Origin of the sequence: Xanthomonas boreopolis (assembly GCF_046529185.1) — a bacterium.
GTDB lineage: Bacteria > Pseudomonadota > Gammaproteobacteria > Xanthomonadales > Xanthomonadaceae > Pseudomonas_S > Pseudomonas_S boreopolis.
The window spans coordinates 3345620-3372274 of record NZ_CP097162.1 but is presented as its reverse complement, the minus strand read 5'-3'; the positions used below and the strand labels follow the sequence as shown (position 1 = coordinate 3372274).

At 65.1% G+C, this 26655-nt stretch carries 23 protein-coding genes; 20 read left to right on the top strand and 3 right to left on the bottom strand.

What is annotated here, in order from left to right:
• Positions 1-507: a peroxiredoxin gene (locus M3M27_RS15120; protein ID WP_140723209.1), complete on the bottom strand. Its 507-nt coding sequence runs from the start codon at positions 505-507 to the stop codon at positions 1-3.
• 153 nt (positions 508-660) lie between these two features.
• Between M3M27_RS15120 and M3M27_RS15115 the strand changes: the two genes are divergently transcribed.
• Complete coding sequence (locus M3M27_RS15115) at positions 661-1128, top strand: Hsp20/alpha crystallin family protein (RefSeq protein ID WP_434026165.1); 468 nt, start codon at positions 661-663, stop codon at positions 1126-1128.
• A gap of 116 nt (positions 1129-1244) precedes the next feature.
• Positions 1245-2123: a DnaJ C-terminal domain-containing protein gene (locus M3M27_RS15110; RefSeq protein WP_434026164.1), complete on the top strand. Its 879-nt coding sequence runs from the start codon at positions 1245-1247 to the stop codon at positions 2121-2123.
• A gap of 293 nt (positions 2124-2416) precedes the next feature.
• Here M3M27_RS15110 and pilH read toward each other — a convergent pair whose 3' ends face one another.
• Both pilH and M3M27_RS15100 read right to left on the bottom strand, forming a co-directional pair.
• Positions 2417-2788, bottom strand: a complete 372-nt coding sequence (gene pilH / locus M3M27_RS15105; protein ID WP_140723200.1) for a twitching motility response regulator PilH — start codon at positions 2786-2788, stop codon at positions 2417-2419.
• A 328-nt stretch (positions 2789-3116) separates the two neighbouring features.
• The gene (locus tag M3M27_RS15100) at positions 3117-4115 is read right to left on the bottom strand and encodes a YhdH/YhfP family quinone oxidoreductase (protein WP_434026163.1); all 999 of its coding nucleotides are present in this window, start codon (positions 4113-4115) and stop codon (positions 3117-3119) included.
• A gap of 142 nt (positions 4116-4257) precedes the next feature.
• On the opposite strand from M3M27_RS15100, the gene hflK reads away from it, so the two are divergent.
• The 18 genes from hflK (at position 4258) to M3M27_RS15010 (ending at position 26218) form a co-directional block, all read left to right on the top strand.
• Positions 4258-5400: an FtsH protease activity modulator HflK gene (hflK, locus tag M3M27_RS15095; RefSeq protein ID WP_140723193.1), complete on the top strand. Its 1143-nt coding sequence runs from the start codon at positions 4258-4260 to the stop codon at positions 5398-5400.
• A gap of 3 nt (positions 5401-5403) precedes the next feature.
• On the top strand, positions 5404-6267 hold the full coding sequence (gene hflC / locus M3M27_RS15090) for a protease modulator HflC (RefSeq protein ID WP_140723190.1): 864 nt from the start codon (positions 5404-5406) through the stop codon (positions 6265-6267).
• A 334-nt stretch (positions 6268-6601) separates the two neighbouring features.
• A complete protein-coding gene (locus M3M27_RS15085; RefSeq protein WP_140723187.1) occupies positions 6602-6787 on the top strand; it encodes a DUF2065 domain-containing protein in 186 nt (61 codons plus the stop codon).
• 218 nt (positions 6788-7005) lie between these two features.
• Entirely contained in the window at positions 7006-8298 is a 1293-nt protein-coding gene (locus M3M27_RS15080) for an adenylosuccinate synthase (protein WP_434026162.1), read from the top strand.
• A 196-nt stretch (positions 8299-8494) separates the two neighbouring features.
• Entirely contained in the window at positions 8495-8758 is a 264-nt protein-coding gene (locus tag M3M27_RS15075; RefSeq protein WP_434026161.1) for a YlcI/YnfO family protein, read from the top strand.
• 5 nt (positions 8759-8763) lie between these two features.
• The gene (locus tag M3M27_RS15070) at positions 8764-9072 is read left to right on the top strand and encodes a type II toxin-antitoxin system RelE/ParE family toxin (RefSeq protein ID WP_434026160.1); all 309 of its coding nucleotides are present in this window, start codon (positions 8764-8766) and stop codon (positions 9070-9072) included.
• Between the two features lie 85 nt (positions 9073-9157).
• A complete protein-coding gene (locus tag M3M27_RS15065; protein ID WP_434026159.1) occupies positions 9158-12238 on the top strand; it encodes a BPTD_3080 family restriction endonuclease in 3081 nt (1026 codons plus the stop codon).
• 1 nt (position 12239) lies between these two features.
• Positions 12240-15224, top strand: coding sequence for a DNA methyltransferase (locus tag M3M27_RS15060; protein ID WP_434026158.1), 2985 nt, complete (start codon positions 12240-12242; stop codon positions 15222-15224).
• A gap of 42 nt (positions 15225-15266) precedes the next feature.
• On the top strand, positions 15267-16472 hold the full coding sequence (locus M3M27_RS15055; RefSeq protein ID WP_434026157.1) for an AAA family ATPase: 1206 nt from the start codon (positions 15267-15269) through the stop codon (positions 16470-16472).
• On the top strand, positions 16469-17068 hold the full coding sequence (locus M3M27_RS15050; RefSeq protein WP_434026156.1) for a DUF4276 family protein: 600 nt from the start codon (positions 16469-16471) through the stop codon (positions 17066-17068). Before M3M27_RS15055 ends, M3M27_RS15050 begins: the two co-directional genes overlap by 4 nt.
• 17 nt (positions 17069-17085) lie before the next feature.
• Positions 17086-19164 carry a 3'-5' exonuclease gene (locus M3M27_RS15045; protein WP_434026155.1) on the top strand — a complete coding sequence of 693 codons (2079 nt, stop codon included), beginning with the start codon at positions 17086-17088 and terminating at the stop codon, positions 19162-19164.
• A 393-nt stretch (positions 19165-19557) separates the two neighbouring features.
• On the top strand, positions 19558-20256 hold the full coding sequence (locus M3M27_RS15040) for an XAC0095 family protein (RefSeq protein WP_434026154.1): 699 nt from the start codon (positions 19558-19560) through the stop codon (positions 20254-20256).
• A gap of 223 nt (positions 20257-20479) precedes the next feature.
• A complete protein-coding gene (locus M3M27_RS15035) occupies positions 20480-20764 on the top strand; it encodes a CopG family transcriptional regulator (protein WP_434026153.1) in 285 nt (94 codons plus the stop codon).
• Position 20765: 1 nt separating this feature from the next.
• The gene (locus M3M27_RS15030) at positions 20766-21062 is read left to right on the top strand and encodes a type II toxin-antitoxin system RelE/ParE family toxin (protein WP_434026152.1); all 297 of its coding nucleotides are present in this window, start codon (positions 20766-20768) and stop codon (positions 21060-21062) included.
• A gap of 396 nt (positions 21063-21458) precedes the next feature.
• A complete protein-coding gene (locus M3M27_RS15025; protein ID WP_434026150.1) occupies positions 21459-22475 on the top strand; it encodes a glycoside hydrolase family 43 protein in 1017 nt (338 codons plus the stop codon).
• Positions 22476-22558: 83 nt separating this feature from the next.
• Complete coding sequence (locus M3M27_RS15020; RefSeq protein WP_434026148.1) at positions 22559-23266, top strand: DUF429 domain-containing protein; 708 nt, start codon at positions 22559-22561, stop codon at positions 23264-23266.
• A 141-nt stretch (positions 23267-23407) separates the two neighbouring features.
• Complete coding sequence (locus M3M27_RS15015; RefSeq protein ID WP_434026147.1) at positions 23408-23617, top strand: hypothetical protein; 210 nt, start codon at positions 23408-23410, stop codon at positions 23615-23617.
• A 606-nt stretch (positions 23618-24223) separates the two neighbouring features.
• Positions 24224-26218, top strand: a complete 1995-nt coding sequence (locus tag M3M27_RS15010) for a protein-L-isoaspartate(D-aspartate) O-methyltransferase (protein ID WP_434026146.1) — start codon at positions 24224-24226, stop codon at positions 26216-26218.
• Positions 26219-26655: the final 437 nt, after the last annotated feature.

Sequence of the window (26655 nt, the reverse complement as noted above, 5' to 3'; positions counted from 1 at the left end):
CTAGGTGTGGGGTGTGGGAGTGGTCGACTCCGGTATGCGCTGCAGCACGTAGTCGGCAGCCGACACCTTGAATTCGCCCGGTTCCTCGACGAACAGGGCGCGCACCGTGCCGTCGTCGGCGTACAGGGCGTAGCGCCGCGAGCGCAGGCCCATGCCCGAGCTGCTGGCGTCCATCTCCATGCCGAGGGCGCGGGTGAAATCGCCGTTGCCGTCCGGCAGCAACAACAGGCCCGCCGGCGCCGACTGGCTGCGGCCCCAGGCGCGCATCACGAACGGATCGTTGACCGCCACGCAGTACACCTCGATGCCGCGGCGGCGGAACTCCTCGAAATGCTCCACGTAGCCGGGGAAGTGCTTGTCTGAACAGGTGGGCGTGAACGCGCCGGGGATGGCGAACAGCACAACCTTGCGTCCGCTGAAAAGCGTGCGCGTGTCCACGCTCTCCATGCCCTCGCGCAGGCGCTTGAGCACGACTTCGGGAATGCGTTGGCCGATCTGGATGGACATGGCGGCTCCTGGGATGAATGGACACTACAAACAGGCATGGAAAGGATGCGTCAAAACGCTTGAAAAACCCTGCGGCGCGCTTATTTCGGTGCGCGTGGGCAGGGCCCTCGCGGCCGTCGAGCCCGTCATCCGACCCAGACAGTGGAGGCATTCATGAGCATCGTCCGTTATCACCACCCGTGGCCGGGCCAGGCCGCACTGCAGAACGAGATCAAGCAGGTGTTCGACCGCTTCTTCGAGCAGGCCGGCGACACCGACGAGTCCGCCGTCGTCACCGCGCAGTGGGTGCCGCGCGTGGACATCAAGGAAGAGGCCAACCAGTTCGTCATCTACGCCGACCTGCCGGGCATCGACCCGGCCGAGATCGAGGTGCAGATGGACAAGGGCATCCTGTCGATCAAGGGCGAGCGCAAGGAAGAGAGCAAGGCCGAGACCGACCGCTTCTCGCGCATCGAGCGCCGCTACGGCAGCTTCCATCGCCGCTTCGCGCTGCCCGACAGCGCCGACCCCGACGGCATCACCGCGTCCGGGCGCAATGGCGTGCTGGAGATCCGCATCCCCAAGCGGCCGGCGGCGACGCCGCGGCGCATCCAGGTGGGCAACGGCGACACGGTGCAGTAAGCGCCGGGCATCGTGGTCCACCGCCGGTTCGCCCTAGAATGGGGCCGGACCGGCCGCCGGTTGACCGGCCCGCGGCCCTGGCGGCTGCGGGCCGTTTCCTGTTTCAGAGGTGATGGATGGAATTCAAGGATTACTACGCGACGCTCGGCGTCGAACCCAGCGCGGGCGAGGCCGAGATCAAGACCGCCTACCGCCGGCTGGCGCGCAAATACCATCCGGACGTCAGCAAGGAGGCAGGGGCGGAGGAGAAGTTCAAGGCCGTCAACGAGGCCTACGAGGCGCTGCGCGACCCGCAAAAGCGCGCCGCCTACGACCAGCTGCGCGCGCAGGGCTACCGGCCGGGCGACGAGTTCCACGGGGCGCCCAACTTCGGCGGCGCGCAGGGGTTCGATTTCGAGGAGATCTTCGGCAACGGCGGCGCCGGCGGCGGCTTCAGCGACTTCTTCGAGAGCCTGTTCGCCGGTGCGCGCGGCGGCCGTGCCCGCGGCCCGGGCGCCGGCCCGCAGCCGCGCGGCGACACCCGCGCCAAGCTAGCGGTGCCGCTGGAGGCCGTCTACAACGGCGACAGCGTGCGCATCACCGTCAACGGCAAGCAGCTGGACGTGCGCGTGCCCAAGGGCATCAAGCCGGGCCAGGCGATCCGCCTGAGCGGGCAGGGCAACGGTGGCGGCCACCTGCTGCTGGAGATCGAGTACGCCGCGCACCCGCAGTTCGAGGTGGACGGGCAGAACATCCTGTACACGCTGCAGGTCGCGCCGTGGCAGGCCGCGCTGGGCACCACGATCAGCGTGCCCACGCTGGGCGGCGCCGTCGAACTGAAGGTGCCGGCCGAGTCCGAGGCCGGCCGCAAGCTGCGCCTGCGCGGCCGCGGCCTGCCGGGCAACCCGCAGGGCGACCAGATCGTCGAGCTGGAGATCACCGCGCCGGTGCCGGCCGACGAGGCGCAGAAGAAGGCCTATCGCAATCTCGCCAAGGCGTTCGGCGAGAGCGTCTGAGGGGTGAGGGCAGGGGGCGCTCCGCGGAAACAAGGCCGTCGATCCTGCTTTCGCGCAATCCCGAGCGGAAACCTTAGTCGTCGCTTCCGCGCAGGCGGGAGCCCGGCGGCTTATCGCGCGCGGCCAGAAGGTCGCTGGGGCTTCGCCTCCCGGCCATCGGGCATGGCCCGAAGGCGTTCGGCGCCACGCGAGCCAATGGCTCGCAAACAGTGGCGCTTCACCCTGCCTTCGCGGGGACGACGTTCCAGGGCGCGCGGGCATGCATGAGCAGGAGCAGAGGAGCCGCGGGGCCCTCAGCCCCCGGGCGTAAAGACCCGCTCGATCACCTCGGCCAGCTCGTCCTCGGAGAACGGCTTGGTGATGTAGGCCTTGGCGCCCTGGCGCATGCCCCACATGCGGTCGGTGTCCTGGTCCTTGGTGGTGACCAGGATCACCGGGATGTGCCGGGTGGCCTCGTCGCGCGACAGCGTGCGGGTGGCCTGGAAGCCGTTGAGGTTGGGCATCACCACGTCCATCAGGATCAGGTCCGGCAGCTCGGCCCGGGCTACCTCGACCCCGGCTGCGCCGTCGGTGGCGGTGAGGGTCTGGTGGCCCAGCTTTTCGACGATGCGCTGGATGCCGAGCAGCTGCGACGGCGAGTCGTCGACGATCAGGATGCGTGCCATATCGTTCCCCAGGTGGTGCGGCGAGTGTAGAGCCAGGCCCTCCGCGTGGGAAAGATGACGCGGGGGCCCGCCATGGGGGCGAACAGGAGCGGGCTTGCCCTCATCCGGCGCTGCGCGCCACCTTCTCCCGCACGCGGGGGAAGGGAAAGCAAAGCCGGCGTGCGCGAATGCCTGCGTTCACGCGCCGAAAGCAGCGCTCTTGCCTGTCCATTCTCCCGCGTGCGGGGCGAAGACGTGCGGCTTGCGGGCTACCGGCTGGCGTCCGAACGCCTGGCGCGCTGCCGGGCCGGGCGCGAAGCGAGATGCCCGAAGGCCGGACGAGGCGCGCTCAGTCGCCCAGCCGCACCACGGTCCGGCCGAACGACTGCCCGGCCAGCATTGCCTCGAACACCTGCGGCAGCTCCGCCAGCGCGACCTCGCGCGTGCAGATGCGCGCCAGGTGCCGCGGCCGCCAGTCGCCGGCCAGCTTCTCCCAGACCCGCTCGCGGATGTCGCGCGCAGTGCCGGACGAGCCGATGCCCAGCAGCCCGACCCCGCGCAGGATGAACGGCATCACCGTCATGTCCAGCTCCGGCGAGGCCGCCAGCCCGGCCGAGGCGACGTTGCCGTAGGGCGCGGTCTGCGCCAGCAGGCTGACCAGCATCGGCCCGCCGACGTTGTCCAGGCCACCGCCGAAGCGCGCCGATTCCAGCGGCCGGGTGGTCTGCAGCGCCTCGCGGCCCAGCACCCGGCTGGCGCCGATCGATTCCAGGAACGCGGCCTTGTCGGCCTTGCCGCTGATCGCGTGCACCTCGAACCCGGCCTTGCTGAAGATGTCCAGCGCCAGCATGCCGACCCCGCCGGTCGCGCCGGTCACCGCCAGCGGCCCCAGCGCCGGCACCTGCCGGTTCTCGGTCAGGCGCAGCAGCGCCAGCGCGGCGGTGAAACCGGCCGTGCCGATCACCATCGCCTCGCGCAGGTCCAGCGACGACGGCAGCGCGATCGCCGCCGCCGACTGCAGCCGCACGTAGCGGCTGTAGCCGCCGTCGCGAGTCTCGCTCAGGCCGCAGCCGGTGGCGATCACCGCATCGCCCTCGCGCCAGGCCGGGTCGCTGGAAGCGACCACGCGCCCGGCCACGTCGATGCCGCCGACCAGCGGGAAGCGCCGCAGGATCTTGCCCTTGCCGGTGCCGGCCAGCGCGTCCTTGTAGTTGACCGACGACCAGGCCGCCTCCACCACCAGTTCGCCCGGGTCCAGCGCGTCCAGGCCCAGTTCCTCGATGCCGCCGCGGTAGCCGGCGTCGTCGTTGCGGATGCGGAAGGCGGGGAAGCGTGCGGGGATCGCCATCGTGGCCTCGCGATTAAACGGGAAAGGACCAAGATAGACCTTTCGAAATGGCCGGTCTGCCCCATATTGCTAGAATCGATCGGACAACATTGGGCGGCACAGCGGGAAGGGCCCGCGCAGCCGCCACCTGGATGGAGCGTGCATGGCCTGGAATACACCCGGCAGCAAGGGCACTGGTGGCCCTGACGACAACCGGCGCGGCGGCTGGAACCCGCGCGGCGGTGGCGGCAATGGAGGCGGAGGCTGGGAGATCCCCGGTCCGCTGAAGGACCTGTTCGACGGGGGTGTCTGGCGCTGGGTGCTGGCCGCGGTGGCGGTGCTGGTGCTGTTGTCCAGCTTCCAGCTGATCGGCGAACAGCAGCGCGGCGTGGTGCTGCGCTTCGGCCAGTTCTCGCGGATCCTGCAGCCCGGCCCGAACTTCAAGCTGCCCTGGCCGATCGAGTCGGTGCGCAAGGTCAACGCGACCGAGATCAAGACCTTCTCCAACCAGGTGCCGGTGCTGACCCGCGACGAGAACATCGTCAACGTCGCGCTCAACGTGCAGTACCGCATCGACGACCCGCGCCAGTACCTGTTCGGCTCGCGCAACGCCGACCTGGTGCTGGAGCAGGCCGCGCAGAGCGCGGTGCGCGAGCAGGTCGGCCGCTCCGACCTCAACGCGGTGCTCAACAACCGCGGCCCGCTGGCGACCGCCGCCAAGGAGCGCCTGCAGGCCTCGCTGGGCGCCTACAACACCGGCCTGGTGGTGACCGGCCTGACCCTGCCCGACGCGCGCCCGCCGGAAGAGGTGAAGCCGGCCTTCGACGAGGTCAACGGCGCCCAGCAGGTGCGCGAGCGCCTGATCAACGAGGCCCAGGCCTACGCCGCCAAGGTGGTGCCGGAAGCGCGCGGCCAGGCCGCCCGCATCCGCACCGTGGCCGAGGGCTACAAGGACGCGGTGATCTCCAAGGCCGAGGGCGACGCCGACCGCTTCACCCTGCTGCAGCAGCAGTACAAGGACGCGCCGGAGGTCACTCGCAAGCGGCTGTGGCTGGAGACCGTGCAGAAGGTGCTGTCGGAGAACCGCAAGGTCATCGGCGGCGACGGCCGCCAGCTGATCTACGTGCCGATGCCGGCCGACCCGGCCAAGACCGCCGCCGCGACCGGCACCGGCATCCCGGCGTCGAGCCTGCCGCTGATCTCGCAGGAGGCCGCGATGCCGCCGCTGCAGAGCGCCGGCTCCACCGAAGGCGGCATCCGCAACCCGGATCGCGGCCCGCGACCGACCGGCCGTGAGGGGAACTGACCGATGAAGAATTCCGCTTGGATCGCACTGGCGATCGTCGTGCTGCTGGGCCTGTTCGGCTCGGTGTTCGTGGTGCGCGAGGACCAGACCGCCATGGTCCTCAACCTCGGTCGCGTGGTGCGCGCCGACCTCAAGCCCGGCCTGCACTTCAAGATCCCGCTGGTGGAATCGGTGCGCGTGTTCGACCGCCGCTTCCAGGTGCTCGACACCGCCCCGGCGCGCTACTTCACCGCCGAGCAGAAGGACGTCAGCGTCGACTTCTTCGCCATCGGCTACATCTCCGACGTGCGTGCCTTCTACCGCGCCACCGGCGGCGAGGAATCGATCGCCAACTCCCGCCTGGCGCCGATCATCACCGACTCGCTGCGCAACCAGATCAACTCGCGCACGCTGCAGCAACTGGTGTCCGGCGACCGCAGCGAACTGATCGCCAACCAGCTGGCCGGCATCAACAAGGCGATCGAAGGCCTGGGCATGCAGATCACCGACCTGCGCATCAAGCAGATCGACCTGCCGACTGACAGCCAGGTGATCACCGACGTGTACGAGCGCATGCGCGCCCAGCGCAAGCAGGAGGCCGCCAAGCTGCGCGCCGAGGGCGAGGAGCAGTCGCTGAGCATCCGCGCCCAGGCCGACCGCGAGTCCACCGTGCTGGTGGCCGACGCCGAGCGCGATGCGCAGAAGCTGCGCGGCGAAGGCGACGCCGAGGCCGCCCGCATCTACGGCAAGGCCGGCAGCGCCGACCCGTCGTTCTACGCCTTCTACCGCAGCCTGGAGGCCTACCGGAACTCCATGACCGACGGCAATGGCGTGATCGTGCTCGACAAGAACGACCCGTTCCTGCAGTACCTCAAGAACGACCGCTAACCCGGCCCAGCGCCCTAAAAGCCCCTCTCCCCGAGGGGAAGAGGGGTTGAGGTGAGGGCAGGGGGCAAAGCCCCGACCAGCCCAAACCCCCAAGCCACAAAGCCCCTCTCCCCCCCGGGGGAGAGGGGTTGGGGTGAGGGCAAGGGGCGAAGCCCGACCAGCCCAAACCACCAAGCCACAAAGCCCCTCTCCCCCTCGGGGGAGAGGGGTTGGGGTGAGGGCAAGAAGGCGAAGCCCCGACCAAGCCCAAACCACCAAGCCACAAAGCCCCTCTCCTCCAGGAGAGAGGCTACGAACACGCCCCCCAACAACACGCCCCCCAGCGCCGGATCCCATGCACGACTTCTTCTCCGCCCTCTGCCTGGTGGCCGTCCTCGAAGGCCTGTTCCTGTTCGCCGCCCCGCTGGCCTGGAAGCGCCTGGCCGAACAACTGCTCGGCCTGCACACCTTCCAGCTGCGCATCTTCGGCGCCATCACCCTGTCCATCGGCCTGGTGGCGCTGTGGTGGGTACGCCACTGACCCGGCCGGGCGCCGGGCCACGCTGAACGGGGCAGGGTGGTACCCGCCACCGGAAACCCGGATAATGCACAAAAGCCGGCCGGGCACGTCCCGATCGGCTTTTTCCGTGTAAGGGCTCCCGCCGCCGTCCTCCCCGATGGAGCCGGCACCCGGCGCCGCCCCGCGCACGGCCCATCCCGCGGCCCCGATGGCCGCTCAAAACTCAGGAGTCACCCGTCATGGGTCAGTCAGTAGTCGTTCTCGGTGCCCAGTGGGGCGATGAAGGCAAAGGCAAGATCGTCGATCTGCTCACCGAGGAAATCGGTGCCGTCGTGCGCTTCCAGGGCGGCCACAACGCCGGCCACACCCTCGTCATCAACGGCAAGAAGACCGTCCTGCACCTGATTCCCTCCGGCATCCTGCGCGAAGGCGCGCTGTGCCTGATCGGCAACGGCGTGGTGATCTCCCCGGCCGCGCTGCGCAAGGAGATCGAGGAGCTGGAGAGCGCCGGCGTGGAAGTGCGCTCGCGCCTGAAGATCTCCCCGGCCGCGCCGCTGATCATGCCGTACCACATCGCGCTGGACCAGGCGCGCGAGAAGGCCGCCGGCGGCAAGGCCATCGGCACCACCGGCCGCGGCATCGGCCCGGCCTACGAGGACAAGGTGGCGCGCCGCGGCATCCGCGTCGCCGACCTGCATTACCCCGACCAGCTGGCCGAGCTGCTGCGCACCGCGCTGGACTACCACAACTTCGTGCTGACCAAGTACCTGGGCGTGGAAGCGGTGGACTTCCAGAAGACCCTGGACGAGGCGCTGGCCTTCGGCGAGTACGTGCAGCCGATGAAGTCCGACGTGGCCGGCATCCTGCACGACCTGCGCAAGCAGGGTAAGCGCGTGCTGTTCGAGGGCGCGCAGGGCGCGCTGCTGGACATCGACCACGGCACCTACCCGTACGTGACCAGCTCCAACACCACCGTCGGCGGCGCGCTGGCCGGCACCGGCGTGGGCGCGCAGGACATCGACTACGTGCTGGGTATAGCGAAGGCCTACGCTACCCGCGTGGGCGGCGGCCCGTTCCCGACCGAGCTGGACGACGAGATCGGCCAGGGCATCCGCGACCGCGGCGCCGAGTACGGCGCCTCCACCGGCCGCCCGCGCCGCTGCGGCTGGATGGACATCGTCGCGCTCAAGCGCGCTGTGGCCATCAACGGCATCTCCGGCCTGTGCATCACCAAGCTCGACGTGCTCGACGGCATGGAAAAGCTCAAGGTCTGCATCGCCTACGAGTACCGCGGCAAGCGCACCGAGTACGCCCCGCTCGACGCCCAGGGCTGGGAAGAGTGCACCCCGGTGTACCTGGAGTTCCCCGGCTGGAGCGAGAACACCCACGGCATCACCAACTGGAACGAACTGCCGCCCGCCGCCCGCGCCTATCTGCGCGCGCTGGAGGAACTGGCCGGCTGCCCGATCAGCATCGTCAGCACCGGCCCGGACCGCGAGCACACGATGGTGCTGCAGGATCCGTGGGCGTAATGGGTTCCGCTCCCTCTCCCGCCTGCGGGAAAGGGTTGGGGTGAGGGCAAAAGGCCCCGCGCAAGCGGGGCCTTTTCATTGGTCGACCGCTGCCGGCCATGGGCAGCGAATGGCGGCATGGACACATCAGCGCGCTGATTGAATTGCCATTTCGGTTCTGTCACCATGCATCGCAATTGCAATGCATGAGGTGCTCATGAAGACGGCCACCCTACCGCCGTTGCGGGTCGATCCCGCGCTTCGCCAAGCGGCCGAATCCGTGCTGCAAGAGGGCGAAACCCTTTCCAGCTTCGTCGAGCAATCCGTGCGCGCCCAGGTGCAGTTGCGCCAGCAGCAGGAAGCTTTCATTGCGCGCGGACTCGCCGCGCGCGACAGCGCTCGCAGGTCCGGTCGCTACGTTGCTGCACAAGACGTGCTGGCCGGGCTTCAGGCCCGTTTGAACGAAGCTCGCAAGGCCTGAAACACATGAGGTTCGCTGTCCGCTTCACGCAGGAAGCGTGTGAGGAACTTGAGTGCCTCTACGATGCGCTGCTGCAGCGCGCTGAAGATGACTTCGCTGTGGCAGAGCATGCCTTGCAGACCATTCGTGACGGAATCACCGTGCTTGAGCTGGCCCCGTTGAGCTGTCGCAAGACGAACCTGGAAGATCCATTTCTGCGGGAGTTGGTGATTGGCTTTGGGATTAGCGGCTACGTGCTGTTGCTCGAGGTTGAAAGTGATCACGCTGTCGTGGTTTTGGCAATAAGGCATCAGCGCGAAGACGACTATCAGTGAGGGCGAGGTTGGCATCGTTAAAGTGACAAGGGATAAGTGAGGGGGCGATTGCTCCGAACGGACTAAGAATCAGGGGACACATGAAGTGAGTGATCAGTTCTTCAACCAGCCAATCCTCAATTCGCCTTACGACTATCCGTCGCGGCACTGGGAACTCGACGACAGGGGACAACCTACACAGCAAATCGTCGAATCGCGCCGGGCATCCAGCTTTATCAGCCCCATCCCCAAGCCCCGCCGCCATCGTGGCGAACAGGCGACCCTGGCGCTGGATGAAGTCGAGAATCCGGCCGACGACGGGCAGCGCTATCGTCACTCGGAACTGATCAATGCCGTGCGGCGCGAGGTCGACGCCTGGCGTCGCCTGCCGCCGTCCCAGTGGCGCGTCACTCCAGAAACCGCTCGTCTGCTTGAGCACTGGCGCAGCCACAAGTTCGCTGGCGTGCGCCCGTTCTTCTGCCAGGTCGAAGCGGCAGAAACCGCTATCTGGCTAACCGAAGTAGCCCCGCAACTCGGCAAGAGCGGTGAACGTTTCCTCGATCACCTGAAGAGTGTCAGCGACGACGCCAACCCCGGCCTGCTGCGCTTGGCCCTGAAGCTGGCCACTGGCGCCGGTAAGACCACGGTCATGGCCATGCTCATTGCCTGGCAGACGATCAATGCCATCCGCCATCCCCAGAGCAAGAAGTTCACCCGCGGCTTCCTGATCGTGGCGCCCGGCCTGACCATCAAGGATCGCCTGCGCGTGCTGCTGCCCAACGACGCGGACAGCTACTACGCCAGCCGCGAGATCGCGCCGCGCGACATGCTGCCCGATCTGGAAAAGGCCAAGATCGTCATCACCAACTACCACGCCTTCAAGCTGCGCGAGCGCATGGAGTTGTCCAAAGGTGGCCGCCGCCTGCTGCAAGGTCGCACCGGCAGCGAGCTGGACACGCTGGAAACCGAGGGCCAGATGCTCCAGCGGGTCATGCCGGAATTGATGGGGCTAAAGAACATCCTGGCCATCAATGACGAGGCGCACCACTGCTATCGAGAAAAGCCGCACGCTGCGGAGGACGACGAGGATCTAGACAAAGATCAGAAAGCCGAAGCCGAGGAGAACAACGAAGCCGCACGGCTGTGGATCTCCGGCCTGGAGGCAGTCAACCGCAAACTGGGCTTGCAACAGGTGATCGACCTGTCGGCCACGCCGTTCTTCCTGGCCGGTTCTGGCTACGTGGAAGGTACGCTGTTCCCCTGGACGATGAGCGACTTCTCGCTGATGGACGCCATCGAATGCGGCATCGTCAAATTGCCGCGCGTGCCGGTGGCCGACAACATCCCTGGCGCGGAAATGCCCATCTACCGCGAGCTCTGGAAGCACATCGGCAAAAAAATGCCGAAGAAAGGGCGCGGCAAGAACGCCCAGCTCGATCCGCTGGCTATCCCGGTGGAATTGCAGACCGCGCTGGAAGCCCTGTACGGGCATTATCTCAAAACCTTTGATGCCTGGAAGCAGGCCGGCATCAACGTGCCACCGTGTTTCATCGTAGTGTGCAACAACACCGCCACTTCCAAACTGGTGTTCGATTACATCTCCGGTTTCGAGCGCACCAACGACGACGGCTCCATCACGCGCGTGCCGGGGCGGCTGGAACTGTTCCGCAACTTCGATGAGCATGGCGAGCCCCTGGCGCGCCCGAACACTTTGTTGATCGATAGCGAGCAGCTCGAATCCGGCGAGGCGCTGGACGACAACTTCCGAGGCATGGCTGCCGATGAGATCGAACGCTTCAAGCGCGAGATCATCGAGCGCACCCGCGACCGCCGCCAGGCTGAGAACCTGAGTGACAGCGAACTTCTGCGCGAAGTGATGAACACCGTTGGCAAGCAGGGTCGCCTGGGTGAGCAAATCCGTTGCGTCGTGTCGGTGTCCATGCTCACCGAAGGCTGGGATGCCAATACCGTCACTCACATCCTCGGCGTGCGTGCGTTCGGCACCCAACTGCTGTGCGAACAGGTGATTGGTCGGGCCCTGCGCCGCCAATCCTATGAGTTGAACGAGCAGGGCCTGTTCGACGTGGAGTACGCCGATGTCTTCGGCATTCCCTTCGATTTCACCGCCAAGCCGGTCGTCGTCACGCCGCCCAAGCCCCGCGAAACCATCACGGTCAAGGCACTGCGCCCGGAACGCGACCATCTGGAAATCCGGTTCCCTCGCGTGCAGGGCTATCGTGTCGAGCTGCCAGAAGAACAACTCGAAGCCGAGTTCAACGACGATCACCATCTCAGCCTGACGCCTGATATGGTCGGCGCGACCAAGACCCACAACGCCGGCATTATCGGCGAAGCGGTGGAGCTGGATATCAAGCATCTGGGAGACGTGCGCCAGTCCACCCTGCTGATGGAGTTGAGCAAGCATCTGCTGTTCCAGCATTGGCGTGATCAAGGCCAGGATGCACCGATTGCCTTGTTCGGTCAGCTCAAGCGCATCGTGCGCCAGTGGCTGGACGAATGCCTGGAATGCAAGGGAGGCACCTACCCGGCGCAGTTGATGTACCGCGAACTGGCGGACATGGCCTGCCAGCGCATCACCAAGGGTATTACCGCGAAGGAACTGGAAAAGGGCCGGCAGGTCAAGGCCATTCTTGACCCATTCAACCCGACCGGCAGCACCGCGCATGTGCGTTTCAACACCTCCCGCCCGGGCAGCGAACGCTGGGAAACCCTCGGGGTGGAAAACCAGCCGAAGAACCACGTCAACTGGGTCATCCTGGACAGTGGTTGGGAGAGTGAGTTCTGCCGTGTCGCCGAGTCCCACCCAAAGGTGCTGGCCTACACCAAGAACCACAACCTCGGGCTGGAAGTGCCTTACCGCTTCGGCTCGGCCAACCGCATCTACATCCCGGACTTCATCGTGCAAGTGGATGACGGCCACGGCAAAAACGACCCGCTGAACCTGATCGTCGAGATCAAGGGCTACCGGCGCGAGGACGCGAAGGAAAAGAAGTCCACCATGGACACCTACTGGATTCCCGGCGTGAACCACCTCGGCACACACGGTCGTTGGGCCTTCGCCGAGTTTGGCGACGTGTACGAAATGCAGGACGACTTTGCCAAAGAGGTCGAGGCGAAGTTCAACCAAATGATTGAAGCGGCTGCGCCGGGAAACAAGGAACACTGAGATGGCAACCAAGAAAACCCAGAAGCCCGGCAAGAGCATCGAGCAAATCACGCATACCGAAGCCAAACGCAAGAACATCCCGACAGTGGAACACCAGTCGGTGATGCAGCAGCATGAGCAGGCGCCAGTGAAAGTGGCCTACCCGCGCGCCAACCGGCAATGGCTGGAAGAGCTGTGCGCCCTGCACGACGCCGGCAAGGCGTTCCCGGAGTTCCAGCAACGGCTCAACCGCGACCTGGATCCGCAACTGATCTGGCGCGGCAAGGACCAGCAGGATTGGAGCGATCTGGTGGTTAATGCGCCGCCGCTCTACATCCAGGAAAAGGTCAAGCCCAAGGCGCTGATCGACGACCTGCGCCGCCAGACCGAAGCCCGCCGCGAAGCCGCCGCGCCGCAGCAGGATACGTTGGACCTGTTTGGCGACTTCAACGGCCTGCCCGAGGGCGCGGACCGCACCGAGTTCTACCAGCATGAAGGCCACTGGCAGAACCGCTTCATCCTGGGCGATTCCCTGCAGGTGATGGCGAGTCTTGCCGAGCGCGAGGGGCTGCGCGGCAAGGTGCAGTGCATCTATTTCGATCCGCCGTATGGCATCAAATTCAACAGCAACTTCCAGTGGTCAACCACCAGCCGTGACGTGAAGGATGGCAACGCCGACCACATCACCCGCGAGCCGGAGCAGGTCAAGGCCTTCCGCGATACCTGGCGCGACGGCATTCATTCCTACCTGACCTATCTGCGCGACCGGTTGATGGTGGCGCGGGATTTGTTGACGGAATCCGGGTCGATCTTTGTGCAGATTGGGGATGAGAATGTGCATCGCGTGCGGGCGGTGATGGAGGAGGTTTTTGGCGCGACGAACTTCATTAGCCAGATCTCGGTTCAGACCACAACCGGCTTCAAGACCAACTACATCGGTAATATTGCGGACTACGTTCTCTGGTTCGCAAAGGACAAGTCGAGGGGTAAGGCACGCCCACCGATGTTCCCGAAAGCATTCGAGCTTGGTGAAGGCAACGCCAGGTGGCTTTTGTTTGAAGACTTTACCTATCGCGGTGTATCTGCGGCAGAGAAGCGTGGCGAAGCCACTGTTCCGAAAAATGCGCTGCCATACAAACCAGACAACATCATTTCGCAGGGCCGGGCGAAAGAACCTCAGCCCTTCACGTTTCGCGGCAAGACCTACGATTCGTGGAGCAAGAACTCGCATTGGAAAGCCTCGTATCCAACCGGCATGGATCGCCTTGCAAAGGCAGGTCGCATCCATGTGGCTGAAAACTCCATTCAGTATGTCCGGCTTCATACGGACTTTGCGGTCGGCGTTCACGGAAACGTTTGGACTGACACTGGCTCTGGGAGCTTTACTGACGACAAGGTCTATGTAGTCCAAACAAACACCAAAGTAATCGAGCGTTGTCTATTGATGGCAACTGATCCAGGCGATCTTGTTCTCGACCCCACTTGTGGCTCTGGCACCACCGCCTATGTCGCCGAGCAATGGGGCCGCCGCTGGATCACGATTGACACCTCGCGTGTATCGCTCGCTCTGGCCCGTGCCCGGATCATGGGCGCGCGTTATCCGTACTACCTGCTGGTCGATTCCCGTGAAGGCCAGTTGAAGGAAGCCGAGATCACCCGCAGCGCGCCGTCCAGCCAGACCACTTACGGCGACATTCGGCAAGGTTTCGTCTACGAACGCGTACCGCACATTATGTTGGAAACCATCGCCAGCAACGCCGAAATCGAAGTCATCTGGGACAGGTTTGAGGCCGAACTGCAACCGCTGCGGGCGCAGTTGACCGCGCAACTGCCCAAGACTTGGCTGGGCGACCACCGCAAACGGCAGAAATACACCGCGCCAGTGCCGAACGAGGTTCAGGAGTGGGAAGTGCCGCGCGAATGCCCGCCCGACTGGCCGCAGGCGGCGCAGTCGCTGCACGCGCGTTTCTGGGAGCTCCGCATTGCCCGGCAAAAGGAAATCGACGCCTCCATCGCCGCCAAGGCCAAGTTCGAGTACCTCTATGACAAACCCTACGAGGACAAGAAGAAGATGCGCGTGGCCGGCCCCTTCACCGTTGAATCGCTCAGCCCGCACCGCGTGCTGGGTGTGGACGAAGAAGACGAGCTGATCGACCACGTGGCCGAAACCCAGGCCGAATACGGCCAGGACTTCGCCAGCCTGATCCTGGCCAACTTGCGCACCGCTGGCGTGCAGCAAGCAAACAAGGCCGACAAGATCGAATTCACCTCACTGGAGCCGTGGCCCGGTGACTTGATCTGCGCAGAAGGCCGCTATCTGGAAAACGGGCAGGTCAGGCGCGCGGGCATCCTGGTCGGCCCCGAGTTCGGTACTGTCACCCGCGCCGACCTGGTCGATGCCGCCCGTGAAGCCGGCGATGCCAACTTCGACGTGCTGATCGCCTGCGCCTTCAACTACGATGCACCGGCCAGTGAGTTCAGCAAGCTGGGGCGCATACACGTGCTCAAGGCGCGCATGAACGCCGACCTGCACATGGCCGAAGACCTGAAGAACACCGGCAAGGGCAACCTGTTCGTCATCTTCGGCGAGCCGGATGTGGACGTGTTGGACACCCAAGGCCGCAGCATCCGCAAATACGACGGCAAGCGCGACGTCATCGAGGTGCCCGCCGACGGGCAACTGGTGGTGCGCATCAACGGCGTGGACGTGTTCCACCCCAGCACCGGTGAAGTCCGCAGTGACGGCGCAGACGGCATCGCCTGCTGGTTCCTGGACACCGACTACAACGAGGAATCCTTCTTCGTCCGCCATGCCTACTTCCTCGGCGCGAACGACCCGTACAAGGCGCTGAAGACTACACTGAAGGCCGAAATCGACCCCGACGCCTGGGCAACGCTCAACAGCGATACCTCGCGCCCGTTCCCCATGCCCAGCACCGGGCGGTTTGCGGTGAAGGTCATCAATCACCTCGGGGACGAGGTGATGAAGGTTTTCAGGGTGTCATAACATACGGCAGTTGGAACTGCCGCCACTTTCGGAATCGATCACGTGCAAGACTCCACTTTCATCCGGCGTGTCGTGCTGAAGAACTTCAAGAGCATCGGCTATTGCGATGTTTCCTTGAAGCCATTGACCTATCTGGTGGGCCAGAACGGCGCCGGCAAGAGCAACTTTCTTGATGCGCTGCATTTTGTGCGGGACTCATTGAACAGTTCGCTGGAGAATGCGATTCGCGAACGTGGCGGATTGAGCGAGGTGCGTCGCCGCTCCAGCGGCCATCCCACCAATTTCGCCATTCGCATCGAATTCAATCTCAAGGATGGCCGACAAGGCTGGTATGCGTTCAATGTCGGCGCGACGCCAAGTGGTGCCTTCGAGGTGCTATCGGAAAAATGCGTGCTTGGCGAAAAAGGAAAGGGTCCGTTCTTCCATGTTGAAAAAGGTGTATTGAAAGGCAGTAGCGAGCAAACGTTCCCTGCCGTAGTTTCGGATCGACTGGCTATGGTGGCTGTGTCCGGCTCGCCGACGTTTCGTCCAATCTTCGATGCGCTGACCGCGATGGGCTTTTACAACCTCAATCCAAAGCTGATGCGCGAGTTGCAGAAACCACAGGATGGCAGGCTGTTGAAGCCAGTCGGAGAAAACATCGCCAGCGTCATCGGTCATCTGGAGAAGATCGCACCGGATCAGGTCAAGCTGATCCAGGAGTACCTGCAGAAGGTCGCGCCAATGGTGCATGGCATGGAGCGCAAGGCGGTTGGCCCGATGGAAACACTAGAATTCCGTCAAGATGTTGCGGGCGCCAAATATCCCTGGCGTTTCTTCGCCCAGAACATGTCCGATGGCACGCTGCGAGCATTGGGCGTTTTGACGGCTTTGCTGCAAAACAATATTGACTATTCGCCGACTTTGATTGGCATCGAAGAGCCGGAAACCGCATTGCACCCAGCAGCTAGCGCAACCTTGCGCGAAGTCCTCGTGCTGGCTTCGCGTGATGTACAGGTGTTGGTCACCAGTCACAGTCCCGATCTTCTGGATAATTCTGACATCGACACCGACGCGATTTTCTCGGTGGTTTCGGAAGGTGGAGATACCAAGATCGCGCCGCTCGACGAGGCGTCACGCTCGGTTTTGAAAGATCATCTTTTCACCGCAGGCGAACTCCTGCGATCGAATCAATTGGAGCCGGATCGGCAAGTCATCGCGCAGCAGAACGTGCGGCAGTCCGACTTGTTTGAAGAGGTGCGTCAATGACCAGTATCGCCTCGATTGTTGAAGGCGATGGCGAGGTTTCCGCACTTCCAGTGCTGCTGCGCAGGTTGGCGCAATGGAAGCCTGCGACGGATTTTCCCAATGTTCTTCAGCCAATTCGCGTCAAACGCGACCGGTTTCTCAACAGAGAGGAGGAGTTCCGCAGGCAGTTGCTCCTGGCTGCGGCCAAGTGTGGTGATGGCGGGTGGATTGTCATCGTGCTTGACGCGGATGACGATTGCCCTGCTGAAATCGGAAGAAATACCCTTGATCGTGCGCGCCAAATCGTGCCGCACCGGAAAGTTTCCGTGGTTTTCGCCAACCGAGAGTTCGAGGCTTGGTTTCTGGCGGCAGCAAGTTCCCTTCAGGACTACCGTGGATTCTCGTTGGAGCAGAATGAACGCATTGACCCGGAGGTTCCGCGTGATGCGAAAGGGTGGATGGGTCGCCACATTGCGGGTGGCACATACAGGGAAACACTCGACCAGCCCGCCTTTGCCGACAGGTTCGATTTGCAGCTTGCGCATGACAACAGCCGCTCGTTCCGCAAGCTGTGCAAGGAATGGGAGGTCAATGTTCAGCAACTGGCTGGCACTTGAAACATTCGGGGAGATTGATGGAATTCCGCATCGCCGACACCTTTACCACCAGCCTGGCCCGCCTGACCGGCGATGAGCAAAAGGCCGCAAAGACCACTGCCTTCGATTTGCAGATGGATCCTGCCGGCAACGGTATGAGCTTCCACAAGCTCGACAGAGCCAAAGACCCGAACTTCTGGTCGGTGCGCGTCAGCCGCGACATTCGCCTGATCGTCCACAAGACCGCGGGCAGTCTGCTGCTCTGCTATGTCGGTCACCACGACAAGGCTTATCAATGGGCCGAGCGGCGCAAGCTGGAAGTGCACCCGACCACCGGCGCAGCTCAGCTTGTCGAGGTTCGCGAGCGTGTCGAGGAGATCCTCGTTCCGAAGTATGTCGAGGACAGCAGGCCGGCGACGCAACAGAAGCCGAAACTGTTCGCAAAATATTCCGATGCCCAACTGCTAGCCTATGGCGTGCCGCAGGATTGGCTGGCCGACGTGAAGGCTGCCGTCGAGGACTCGCTGCTGGAACTGGTCGACCACCTGCCCGGTGAGGCGGCCGAAGCCTTGCTCGAACTGGCGACTGGCGGCACGCCGGCGTTGCCCGAAGTGGCAGGCAAGGGGGCGGACCCATTCCTGCACCCGGACGCGCAACGCCGCTTCCGCGTCATGTCCGATATGGAAGAGTTGGCCCGCGCCCTGGAATACCCATGGGACAAGTGGACGGTGTTCCTCCATCCGGCGCAGCGTCAATTGGTCGAGCGCCATTACAACGGTGCGGCACGTGTGTCTGGCTCGGCGGGCACGGGCAAGACCGTGGTTGCCTTGCACCGGGCTGTGCATCTGGCGCATCAGGACGAAGATGCACGCGTTCTGCTTTCCACGTTTTCGGACACGTTGGCCAATGCCTTGCGCGGCAATCTGTATCGGTTGATCTGGAACGCACCCAAGCTCGGCGAACGCATCGACGTGGCTGCCATGGAGGCGCTTGGCATCCGCTTGTATGCGACGGAATTCGGCAAGCCGATATTCGCCAGCCGTGATGAGATTTTCACGCTGCTGAAGGCGGCTACCGCGCAGGTCGATGGCATGAAAGCCAACGCCGCGTTTTTGCTATCCGAATGGGAAGATGTGGTGGACACCTGGCAAGTGGAAAGCTGGGAGGCTTACCGCGATGCCAAGCGACTGGGTCGCAAGACGCGCTTGCCGGAGGCGCAGCGCGCCTTGTATTGGCAGGTGTTCGCCAAGGTGAAGGCGCAATTGAAGCAGACCGGTAAGATCACTGCGGCCGAGATGTTCGCCAAGCTGGCGGAGGCGATGTCGAAGCGCAAGCATCCGGTATTCGATTACATCGTGGTGGATGAGGCGCAGGACATCGGCGTGCAGCAATTACGCTTTTTCGCAGCGATGGCCGGTAATCGCGCTAACGCGCTGTTCTTCGCCGGCGACCTCGGCCAGCGCGTCTTCCAGACCCCGTTCTCTTGGAATTCCCTGGGCGTGGAAGTGCGTGGCCGCTCTCGCACGCTGAACATCAACTATCGCACCTCGCACCAGATTCGTTCCCAGGCTGACCGCTTGCTCGGCACGGAGGTGTCCGATGTGGATGGCAACGTCGAAAGCCGCAAGGGGACGATTTCCGTGTTTAACGGACCGGAGCCGATCATCCGTAGCTTTGCCGATTCCACGGCGGAATGCCTGGCCGTCGGCGCATGGCTTGCGCAATGTGTTGCAAACGGCGTGAAGCCGCAGGAGGTCGGCGTGTTCGTTCGCTCCGAAAGGGAGCTGCCCCGTGCACAGGCGGCGACCAAGGCCGCTGGCTTGCAGGGGCGCATACTAGGCAAGGACATGGCAACCGAAGAAAGTTTTGTCAGCATGACTACCATGCACTTAGCTAAAGGCATGGAGTTTCGCGTGGTTGCCGTGATGGCCTGCGATGATGAAATCATCCCTTTGCAGGCGCGCATCGAAACTGCTGCTGGTGAGGCTGACCTGACGGAAATCTACAACACTGAGCGTCAGCTGCTATATGTGGCCTGCACCCGTGCGCGAGACCAACTATATGTTTCGGCGGTGAGGCCTGAGTCGGAGTTTCTGCAGGATTTGATGCAAAGTTAGTTTTTGGGGTGCAGAACTACTGGAAGCCATCTCGCGGCATGAGACCAAGGAGCGGACGATACGCGGATGTACTGTCGGCGCCATGGATAGTAGTAGATCTAGGATTAATCGTTGAGTGCCTTGACTCGCCATAATTTTGAGTGCACTCTCGTTCCGCGGAGCCTAGAAACTCCTCACACAGCGGTACCCACCTCCGACAAAGCCGGTGGGTTTTTTGTGCCTGCGCGCTTTTTTTTTCGCAGGCGCAACCGACGCGATGCCTGCGTCGGGAGGGCGGCGAATACAAGACCCGAAAGGGGAATAAGCCCGCCGTCTGTGTGCGGTTTCTAGCCTCCCGACTTCCCGTCCGTCCTTCGCGACGGGCGGGCCACTCTAGGGAATGAGGAGGCGACGATGTCGAAGCACGCGTTGGACGATTTCGAGATGGGCATGCCGGGCTATTTCCTGCCCGAGGAGAGCCGGCACCGGTTGGTGAGCCTGAGCGAGCACATCAAGTTCTTGTCGCGGTTGGCGCAGCCGCGCATCGCGGACGAGGAGAAGGAGTGGGCGCCGGAGGTGCGCATGGGCCAGCTGGCGTTCTGCCTGGAACTGCTGGCCGACCAGGTGGACCTGGTACTGGATGAGGTGTCCTGGCCGGCACTGCGGGCAGAGGACGATGACGCCGCGGAGCGCGATGCCGCGGCCCAGGAAGACGATGCAGGAGAGGAAGGCGGTGGCGGGGTGTCGGAAGCGTCGGAGGTGCAGGAAGCGCCCGAGGCGCCAAATGCGCCCGGCGCGCCGGAAGTGGACCTGCGCGACTTCACCTATGGGCTCAAGCTGGAGCAGATCGACAGGCTCAATCTCCTGCTCTCGGCGATCTCGGCCCATGCCGACGTGGTGGTGGCCAGCAGCATGGCCGATTTCGCCGAGAACACCTTGTCCGCGGTGGGGGATACGATCTTCGAGGCGGCGGCCGAGGTGCGCGAGATACTGGAGGACGTGAATGACCAGCGGCTTTGGTACGGCGATCGCCCGCGCTTCGGCGTGAGCGAGGGGCGGGCGGTCTACGCTGCGCCCCGTGCCGAACCGTCGTACGGGGAGCTCCTGCACTGAGGTCGTGCCGGCCAGGCTTGTGCAGGCGCGCTGCCGTTTGGGTATCGTCGCCTGCACGGCCTTCCCATGCCGGCTATCGCAACGCTCGGGCGTACGTGCGGCGCCGTCTGCGCCGGATCCTGCGGCGGCCAATCGATCTCACGCTATCCTGCCGGCGCAGCTATGTCCTGTGTGGTACAAAAGTGCTACATTCGCGCAGAGCCCAGCGCGCCTAGAGGATTCCATGAGCACTACTACCATCCGTCTGCCCGACGAACTCAAGGCACGCGTTGCCGCCGCGGCGAAGCGGGGCGGTACCACGCCGCACAATTTCATCCTGGAAGCGATTGCCGAGAAGGCCGACCTGGCCGAGCGTCGCGCCGACTTCGACGCCGTGGCAGAGCAGCGGTACGCCGGCATCGTCGCATCCGGGAAGGCCATCGCGTGGGACGACATGCGTGGCTATCTGGAAAAGCGCATGGCGGGGAAGCCGGCCAAACGTCCAGCGGCCAGGAAGTTGGCCAAATAACGTGTCGCGCATCGAACTGGCGCCCGAGATCGTGGACGACCTGGAGCGGATACTTGATCATCTCCAACGCCATGAAGCTATGCATATATCGGATCGGTTGCGTGAGATCATCGAGGCGATCAGCGTGCTGGAAACCAATCCGCTGATCGGGCGGCCGGCTAGCCGCGACAAGCGTGAGTTGGTGATCGGTCGCGGTGCATACGGTTATCTCGCGCTGTACCGGTATGTGGCGCAGGTCGATACGGTATTCGTGCTTGCGGTGCGTTCGCAGCGCGAGGCCGGTTTTACGGATCGATGATCTGCATTCTTGTGGCTGCCGGGAACTGATGCGGGGACAGGCAGTGAGCCTTCCTCTTAAGAGCCGCTAACAGAACCCCGGCCGTCGTCCCCGCGCAGGCGGGGGTGAAGCGCCACTGCTTGCGAGCCACTGGCTCGCGTGGCGCTGAACGCCGTCGGGCTATGCCCGATGGCCGGGGGGCGAAGACCCAGCGACTTCAATCTGGCGAAGGCAAGGCACTGGATCCCCGCCTACGCGGGGATGACGAGTTTTGTTAGCCGCTCTAAATGACGATGTTGAACAGCCGCCCCCGACCTGCCATCGTGCGTCGCGATTACAACGCATGAGGTGTGCCGCATGAGAACTGCATCACCGCCTGTATTCCGTCCGCTCCCCGCGCTTGGTTGCATCGCGTTGATGGGGGTACTTGCATGGGTAACTGCCGTACCGGTGAACGCGCAGAGCGGTGCGACGGCCGCCAATCCTGCCCAGTCCGGCGCCAAGCCCAGCTTCATATCCAAGGGAAACCCGCTCTTCCGCGACAAGTTCACCGCCGATCCCGCGCCGCTCGTGGTGGGGGACCGGCTGTACCTGTATGTCGGCCACGACGAGGCCCAGCGCGACGAGATGTTCAACATGCGCGAATGGCTGGTCTATTCCACCGACGACATGAAGACCTGGACCGACCATGGCCCGATCATGAAGGTGACCGACTTCAAGTGGGCGAAGGCCGACGCCTGGGCTTCGCAGGCGATCGAGAAGAACGGCAAGTTCTGGTTCTATGCCGCGGTGGAGCACGACGACACCCATCCGGGCAAGGCCATCGCGGTCGCGGTCGCGGACAGCCCGACCGGGCCGTTCGTCGATGCGAAAGGATCGGCGCTCATCACCAACGAGATGACGCCCAAGGGCACGCACAGCTGGGAGGATATCGACCCGACGGTGTTCACCGACGATGACGGCACGACCTGGATCGCCTGGGGCAACCGGCAGTGCTACATCGCCAAGCTCAAGCCCAACATGATCGAGATCGACGGGCCGATCACGGAGATCACGCCACCGCACTTCGAGGAGGGGCCCTGGCTGCACAAGCGCGGGGCGCTGTACTACCTGACCTACGCCTCGCTCGACCGCGCCACCCACCGCGACGAGAAGGTGTCCTACGCCACCGCGCCCTCGATCCAGGGGCCGTGGACCTACCGCGGCGAACTGACCGGCTCGGGCAAGTACAGCTTCACCATCCATCCCGGCATCGCCGAGTTCAAGGGCAACTGGTACCTGTTCCTGCACAACGCCGCGCTCGCCATCGGCGACCTGAACGGTGCGATCGGCAGGCGTGCGGTTACGGTCGAGTATTTGCAGTACAACGCGGACGGCAGCCTCAAGCCGGTGGTGCAGACGGAGGCCGGCATATCGGTTCCGCCGCCACGGTAGGCGGTGCAGGCCGTGGGGTATGACCCGGCCGAACGAGGGCGGGCCATTGCCGCGGCCGCAGGGGCGCAGAAGGAGAGGGACGAATGGAAGGCTGCGTGGGCGTGGATGGAGCCAAGAGCGGGTGGATTGCAGTCTGGCCCGAGGGGGAGGGTTTCTCCTGGCATGTGTACGGCAGCGCCCATGCGTTGCTCGACCGGCACCGGGGCGCGCGGGTGATTGCGGTGGATATCCCGATCGGCCTGTCCGACCGGGAGGGCCGGCAAGCCGATAGCCAGGCGCGCCGGTTCGTGGGCGGTAGGCGCGCGTGCAGCATCTTCTCCACGCCGGTGCGGGGCATCCTCGATGCGATGTCGCGGGCGGAAGCTTCCCGCCGGCACAAGGAGATCGATGGGCGCGGCTTTGGCGCGCAATCGTTCGCGATCCTGCCCAAGATCCGGCAGTGGGACGAGCTGCTGCAGGCGGATGCGCAGGCGCGGCAGGTGGTGAGGGAGATCCATCCCGAGGTGTGTTTTGCCGCGCTCAACGGCGGGCCGGGCCATGGGTTGGTCGAGTCCAAGCGCACGCCGGCGGGGATGGAACAGCGGATCGCGTTGCTGGCGGCCGTGTTCGGGCGGGAGCAGGTGATGGCGCTGGTACAGGCCGTGCCGCGCCGGGAGGCGGCGACGGACGACGTGCTCGATGCGCTTGCGGCGTTGTGGAGCGCGGGGCGGATTTCGCGGGGATGTGCGGGCACGTTGCCGACGCCGGTGGTGCCGGATGCAGTGGGGTTGCCGGCGGCCATCTGGTATTGAGCGCATTGGCTTGGCGGAACCGCCGCCGGGTTTGGAATGTGTTGCTGGCGTACATGGAGGTCGTGCGGGCGGCGCGTGTGCCGCGTGTTCTTCACGGTGGGCGCCGTAGGTTCGACCCGGGCCAGGCAGCGGAGCCATGACATGGGCAAGCGGGAGCACAGCGGACGCGGCAACGATCCGGAGGCCGGCAAGGCGGGCGATGCTTCGTCCATCGATCCGCGCCGGCCGGTGCCGGGGCCGGATCCCAAGGCGGGGCTGGACCGCGAGGTCGGCGATCTCGAGGACGCCGAATCGAAGGATGCCGGCGATGCGTTGCCGGGGCGTGCCGGAGGCGGCTTGGCGGGGGCTTGAGGTGTTTGGCGCCCTGGCGGTGGTTCCGGTTGTCCGAGAATCGATTGTGCTGGCCGTGGGTGGGCGAAAGCTCGCTTCGGAAGGTGGGTTGGCGTGGGAAAGATTTTGGCGCCGATGGGCTTTGCTGGCCGGCTGTCGGGGCTGAAGCCCCTCCCACAAGGTGTGCCTGTCGAAAGTGAAGCTGCCTTCCGCAAGGGAGCGTCAGAGATCTTTTTTCTCCAACAAGTAGAGAGTGGCCAGCTGTTGAGGGCACTTTCGCAGGGATGTTGGCTGTCGGGCTGAAGTCCTTGCCCACAAGGTGTGCCAGTCGAAGGTGAAGCTGTCTTCTGCAAGGGGCCGTCAAAGCTCTCTCTTCCCCAAGAGAGTGGCCAGTTGTTGGGTCGAGGTGCGCTCGCAAGGGATGCTGGTTGTCGGGACTGAAGTCCCTCCCACGAGAAGCGCCGGTGCGATGGGGGGCCTGTCGGGGAACACGGCGTGACCGGTGGGTGAGGCGGGCTTGGCTGCGATGCACGGGCCGTTTACCGCGCCGCTGCTACACGTGGGCGCCATGCGCGGTTGTCCGCGCATGCGAGCGATGCCTCCGGGCTGGGCCGCGGGAGGACCGACATGAGGGGCGACTACGCCCACCTGCGCGCGCGCATGGTCCGCGAGCATCTTGCGGCGCGCGACATCGACGATGCGCGCGTGCTCGAAGCGATGGGCGCGGTGCCGCGCGAGCGCTTCGTGGACCCGGGCATGGAGGCGCTCGCCTACGAGGACCGCCCGTTGTCGATCGGCGAGGGGCAGACGATCTCGCAGCCGTACATCGTGGCGCTGATGGCGCAGGCGGCGGCGATCGCGCCGGGCGACAGGGTGCTGGAGGTCGGCACCGGCTCGGGCTATGCGGCGGCGGTGCTGGGGCGGCTGGCGGCGCGCGTGGACACGGTGGAGCGGCATGCCGCGCTGGCGGCGCAGGCCGGGGAACGGTTGCGGGCGATAGGCCAGGACAACGTGCACGTGCATGTGGGCGACGGCAGCGAGGGCTGGCCGTCGCGGGCGCCGTTCGATGCGATCGTGGTCGCGGCCGGCGCGCCGGAGCCGCCGCCGGCCTTGCGCGAGCAGTTGGCCATCGGCGGGCGGTTGGTGATCCCGGTGGCGGCGGGCGAGGGCGAACCGCAGCGCCTGCGCCGCATCGTGCGCGTTGCGCCCGGCCGCTACGAGGCGCAGGACCTGGGCGGGGTGATGTTCGTACCGCTGGTGGGCGCGCAGGGCTGGCGCGAGGACGGGCAGGGCGCGTCGGCGCCAGGGCCGGAAACGATGGACGTCGCCGCGCAGGTGGCGCGCGCGGCCGAGCCGTTGCCGGACATCGAGGCGCCGGCATTCGCCGATGCCTTCGAACGCTTTGCGGGATGCCGCGTGGTGTTGCTGGGCGAATGCAGCCACGGCACGTCGGAGTTCTACCGGGCGCGCATGGCGATCACGCGGCGGCTGGTGGAGCGGCACGGCTTCACCGTGGTCGCGGTGGAGGCCGACTGGCCGGACGCGGCCACGGTCAACCGCTACGTGCGCCACCTGCCGGCGGACGCGCGGGCGGCACCGGCGTTCGAACGTTTCCCCACCTGGATGTGGCGCAATGCCGAGGTGGCCGCGCTGGTGGCGTGGATGCGCGAGCACAACCGCGGCCGCGATGCGGCGCGGCAGGTCGGGTTCTACGGGCTGGACCTGTACAGCCTGGGCGCGTCGATGCGCGCGGTGCTCGATTACCTGGACCGCGTGGACCCGCAGGCGGCGGCCACCGCGCGGCAGCGCTACGGCTGCCTGGCGCCGTGGCAGCACGCGCCGGCCACGTACGGCCGCGCGGCGCTCGATGCCGGCTACGCGAAGTGCGAGGCCGAGGTGGTGCGCCAGTGCCGCGAGCTGCTGGCGCGCCGGCTGGAGTACGCGCAGGCCGACGGCGAGCGTTACCTCGATGCGGCACAGAACGCGCGCCTGGTGGCGGCGGCCGAGCGCTACTACCGCAGCATGTACTACGGCGGCGCCGAGAGCTGGAACCTGCGCGACACGCACATGTTCGACACGCTGCGGCAGGTGCTCGACGCCAAGGGGGCGGCGGCCAAGGCGGTAGTGTGGGCGCACAACTCGCATATCGGCGATGCGCGGCACACGGGGATGGGCCGGCGCCAGGGCGAGCTCAACATCGGCCAGCTGTGCCGGCAGGCCTACGGCGACGAGGCGGCCTCGATCGGCTTCGGCACGCACGAGGGCAGCGTGGCGGCGGCGAGCGACTGGGACGGCGAACTGGAGATCAAGCAGGTGCGGCCGTCGCGGCCGGGCAGCGTGGAGCGGCTGTGCCACGACAGCGGCGTGGCGCGCTTCCTGCTCGACCTGCGCCCGGGCCGCCACGAGGCGCTGCGCGAGGCGTTGATGCCGATGCGGCCGGAGCGCTTCATCGGCGTGATCTACCTGCCCGAGACCGAGCTGCAGAGCCACTATGCCGAGGCCAGCCTGCCCGGGCAGTTCGACGCCTATGCGTGGTTCGACCGGACCGGTGCGGTGACGCCGCTCGGGCGCGAGCCGCATGCCGCGCACGAGGTGGCCGAGACTTGGCCGTCGGGATTGTGAGCGGTGCCCGGGGTTGCACGGGGCGATGCGCGCGATGGGGCGGTAGGGTGCCGATGCGCGACGCGCGAGCGGCGGATCTTGCGCATTCGGGGCGAAGAGCGGGCCCCCGTGCGCGCGGGGCGCGAAGAAATCCGGAATCTTTCCGCGCGCCGGCCTGAAGGCGTTAAGCGGCGCGAATATGCCGGTGAATCCGTTTACAGGGCGCCCATACGTATCGGGTAACCGGTGTCCGGACGGACCGTAATCGATTACACGGTGCGCAAATGCGACGCTGGATTTCCCCGGAAACCATCCGGGCGTGCCCGAGCATGCCCTCTTGTTGCACTGCATGGTGACAAATGACAGCGCACGACATTAGTTTGCGCGGCGAGTGGTAGCGCTATCAGTCCCGCGCGTGCGCGATGGACGCCGATGGAGGAGTCGGTCCGGGCGCGACC

What these genes read in the sequence shown, in the direction of transcription:
- hflC (WP_140723190.1), top strand. Translation starts at nt 5,404, where the DNA reads ATGAAGAATTCCGCTTGGATCGCACTGGCGATCGTCGTGCTGCTGGGC.
- M3M27_RS15120 (WP_140723209.1), bottom strand. Translation starts at nt 507, where the DNA reads ATGTCCATCCAGATCGGCCAACGCATTCCCGAAGTCGTGCTCAAGCGC.
- M3M27_RS15015 (WP_434026147.1), top strand. Translation starts at nt 23,408, where the DNA reads ATGGGCAAGCGGGAGCACAGCGGACGCGGCAACGATCCGGAGGCCGGC.
- M3M27_RS15050 (WP_434026156.1), top strand. Translation starts at nt 16,469, where the DNA reads ATGACCAGTATCGCCTCGATTGTTGAAGGCGATGGCGAGGTTTCCGCA.
- M3M27_RS15010 (WP_434026146.1), top strand. Translation starts at nt 24,224, where the DNA reads ATGAGGGGCGACTACGCCCACCTGCGCGCGCGCATGGTCCGCGAGCAT.
- M3M27_RS15040 (WP_434026154.1), top strand. Translation starts at nt 19,558, where the DNA reads ATGTCGAAGCACGCGTTGGACGATTTCGAGATGGGCATGCCGGGCTAT.
- M3M27_RS15075 (WP_434026161.1), top strand. Translation starts at nt 8,495, where the DNA reads ATGAAGACGGCCACCCTACCGCCGTTGCGGGTCGATCCCGCGCTTCGC.
- M3M27_RS15070 (WP_434026160.1), top strand. Translation starts at nt 8,764, where the DNA reads ATGAGGTTCGCTGTCCGCTTCACGCAGGAAGCGTGTGAGGAACTTGAG.
- M3M27_RS15085 (WP_140723187.1), top strand. Translation starts at nt 6,602, where the DNA reads ATGCACGACTTCTTCTCCGCCCTCTGCCTGGTGGCCGTCCTCGAAGGC.
- hflK (WP_140723193.1), top strand. Translation starts at nt 4,258, where the DNA reads ATGGCCTGGAATACACCCGGCAGCAAGGGCACTGGTGGCCCTGACGAC.
- M3M27_RS15115 (WP_434026165.1), top strand. Translation starts at nt 661, where the DNA reads ATGAGCATCGTCCGTTATCACCACCCGTGGCCGGGCCAGGCCGCACTG.
- M3M27_RS15020 (WP_434026148.1), top strand. Translation starts at nt 22,559, where the DNA reads ATGGAAGGCTGCGTGGGCGTGGATGGAGCCAAGAGCGGGTGGATTGCA.
- M3M27_RS15045 (WP_434026155.1), top strand. Translation starts at nt 17,086, where the DNA reads ATGGAATTCCGCATCGCCGACACCTTTACCACCAGCCTGGCCCGCCTG.
- M3M27_RS15025 (WP_434026150.1), top strand. Translation starts at nt 21,459, where the DNA reads ATGGGGGTACTTGCATGGGTAACTGCCGTACCGGTGAACGCGCAGAGC.
- M3M27_RS15060 (WP_434026158.1), top strand. Translation starts at nt 12,240, where the DNA reads ATGGCAACCAAGAAAACCCAGAAGCCCGGCAAGAGCATCGAGCAAATC.
- M3M27_RS15035 (WP_434026153.1), top strand. Translation starts at nt 20,480, where the DNA reads ATGAGCACTACTACCATCCGTCTGCCCGACGAACTCAAGGCACGCGTT.
- M3M27_RS15100 (WP_434026163.1), bottom strand. Translation starts at nt 4,115, where the DNA reads ATGGCGATCCCCGCACGCTTCCCCGCCTTCCGCATCCGCAACGACGAC.
- M3M27_RS15110 (WP_434026164.1), top strand. Translation starts at nt 1,245, where the DNA reads ATGGAATTCAAGGATTACTACGCGACGCTCGGCGTCGAACCCAGCGCG.
- pilH (WP_140723200.1), bottom strand. Translation starts at nt 2,788, where the DNA reads ATGGCACGCATCCTGATCGTCGACGACTCGCCGTCGCAGCTGCTCGGC.
- M3M27_RS15080 (WP_434026162.1), top strand. Translation starts at nt 7,006, where the DNA reads ATGGGTCAGTCAGTAGTCGTTCTCGGTGCCCAGTGGGGCGATGAAGGC.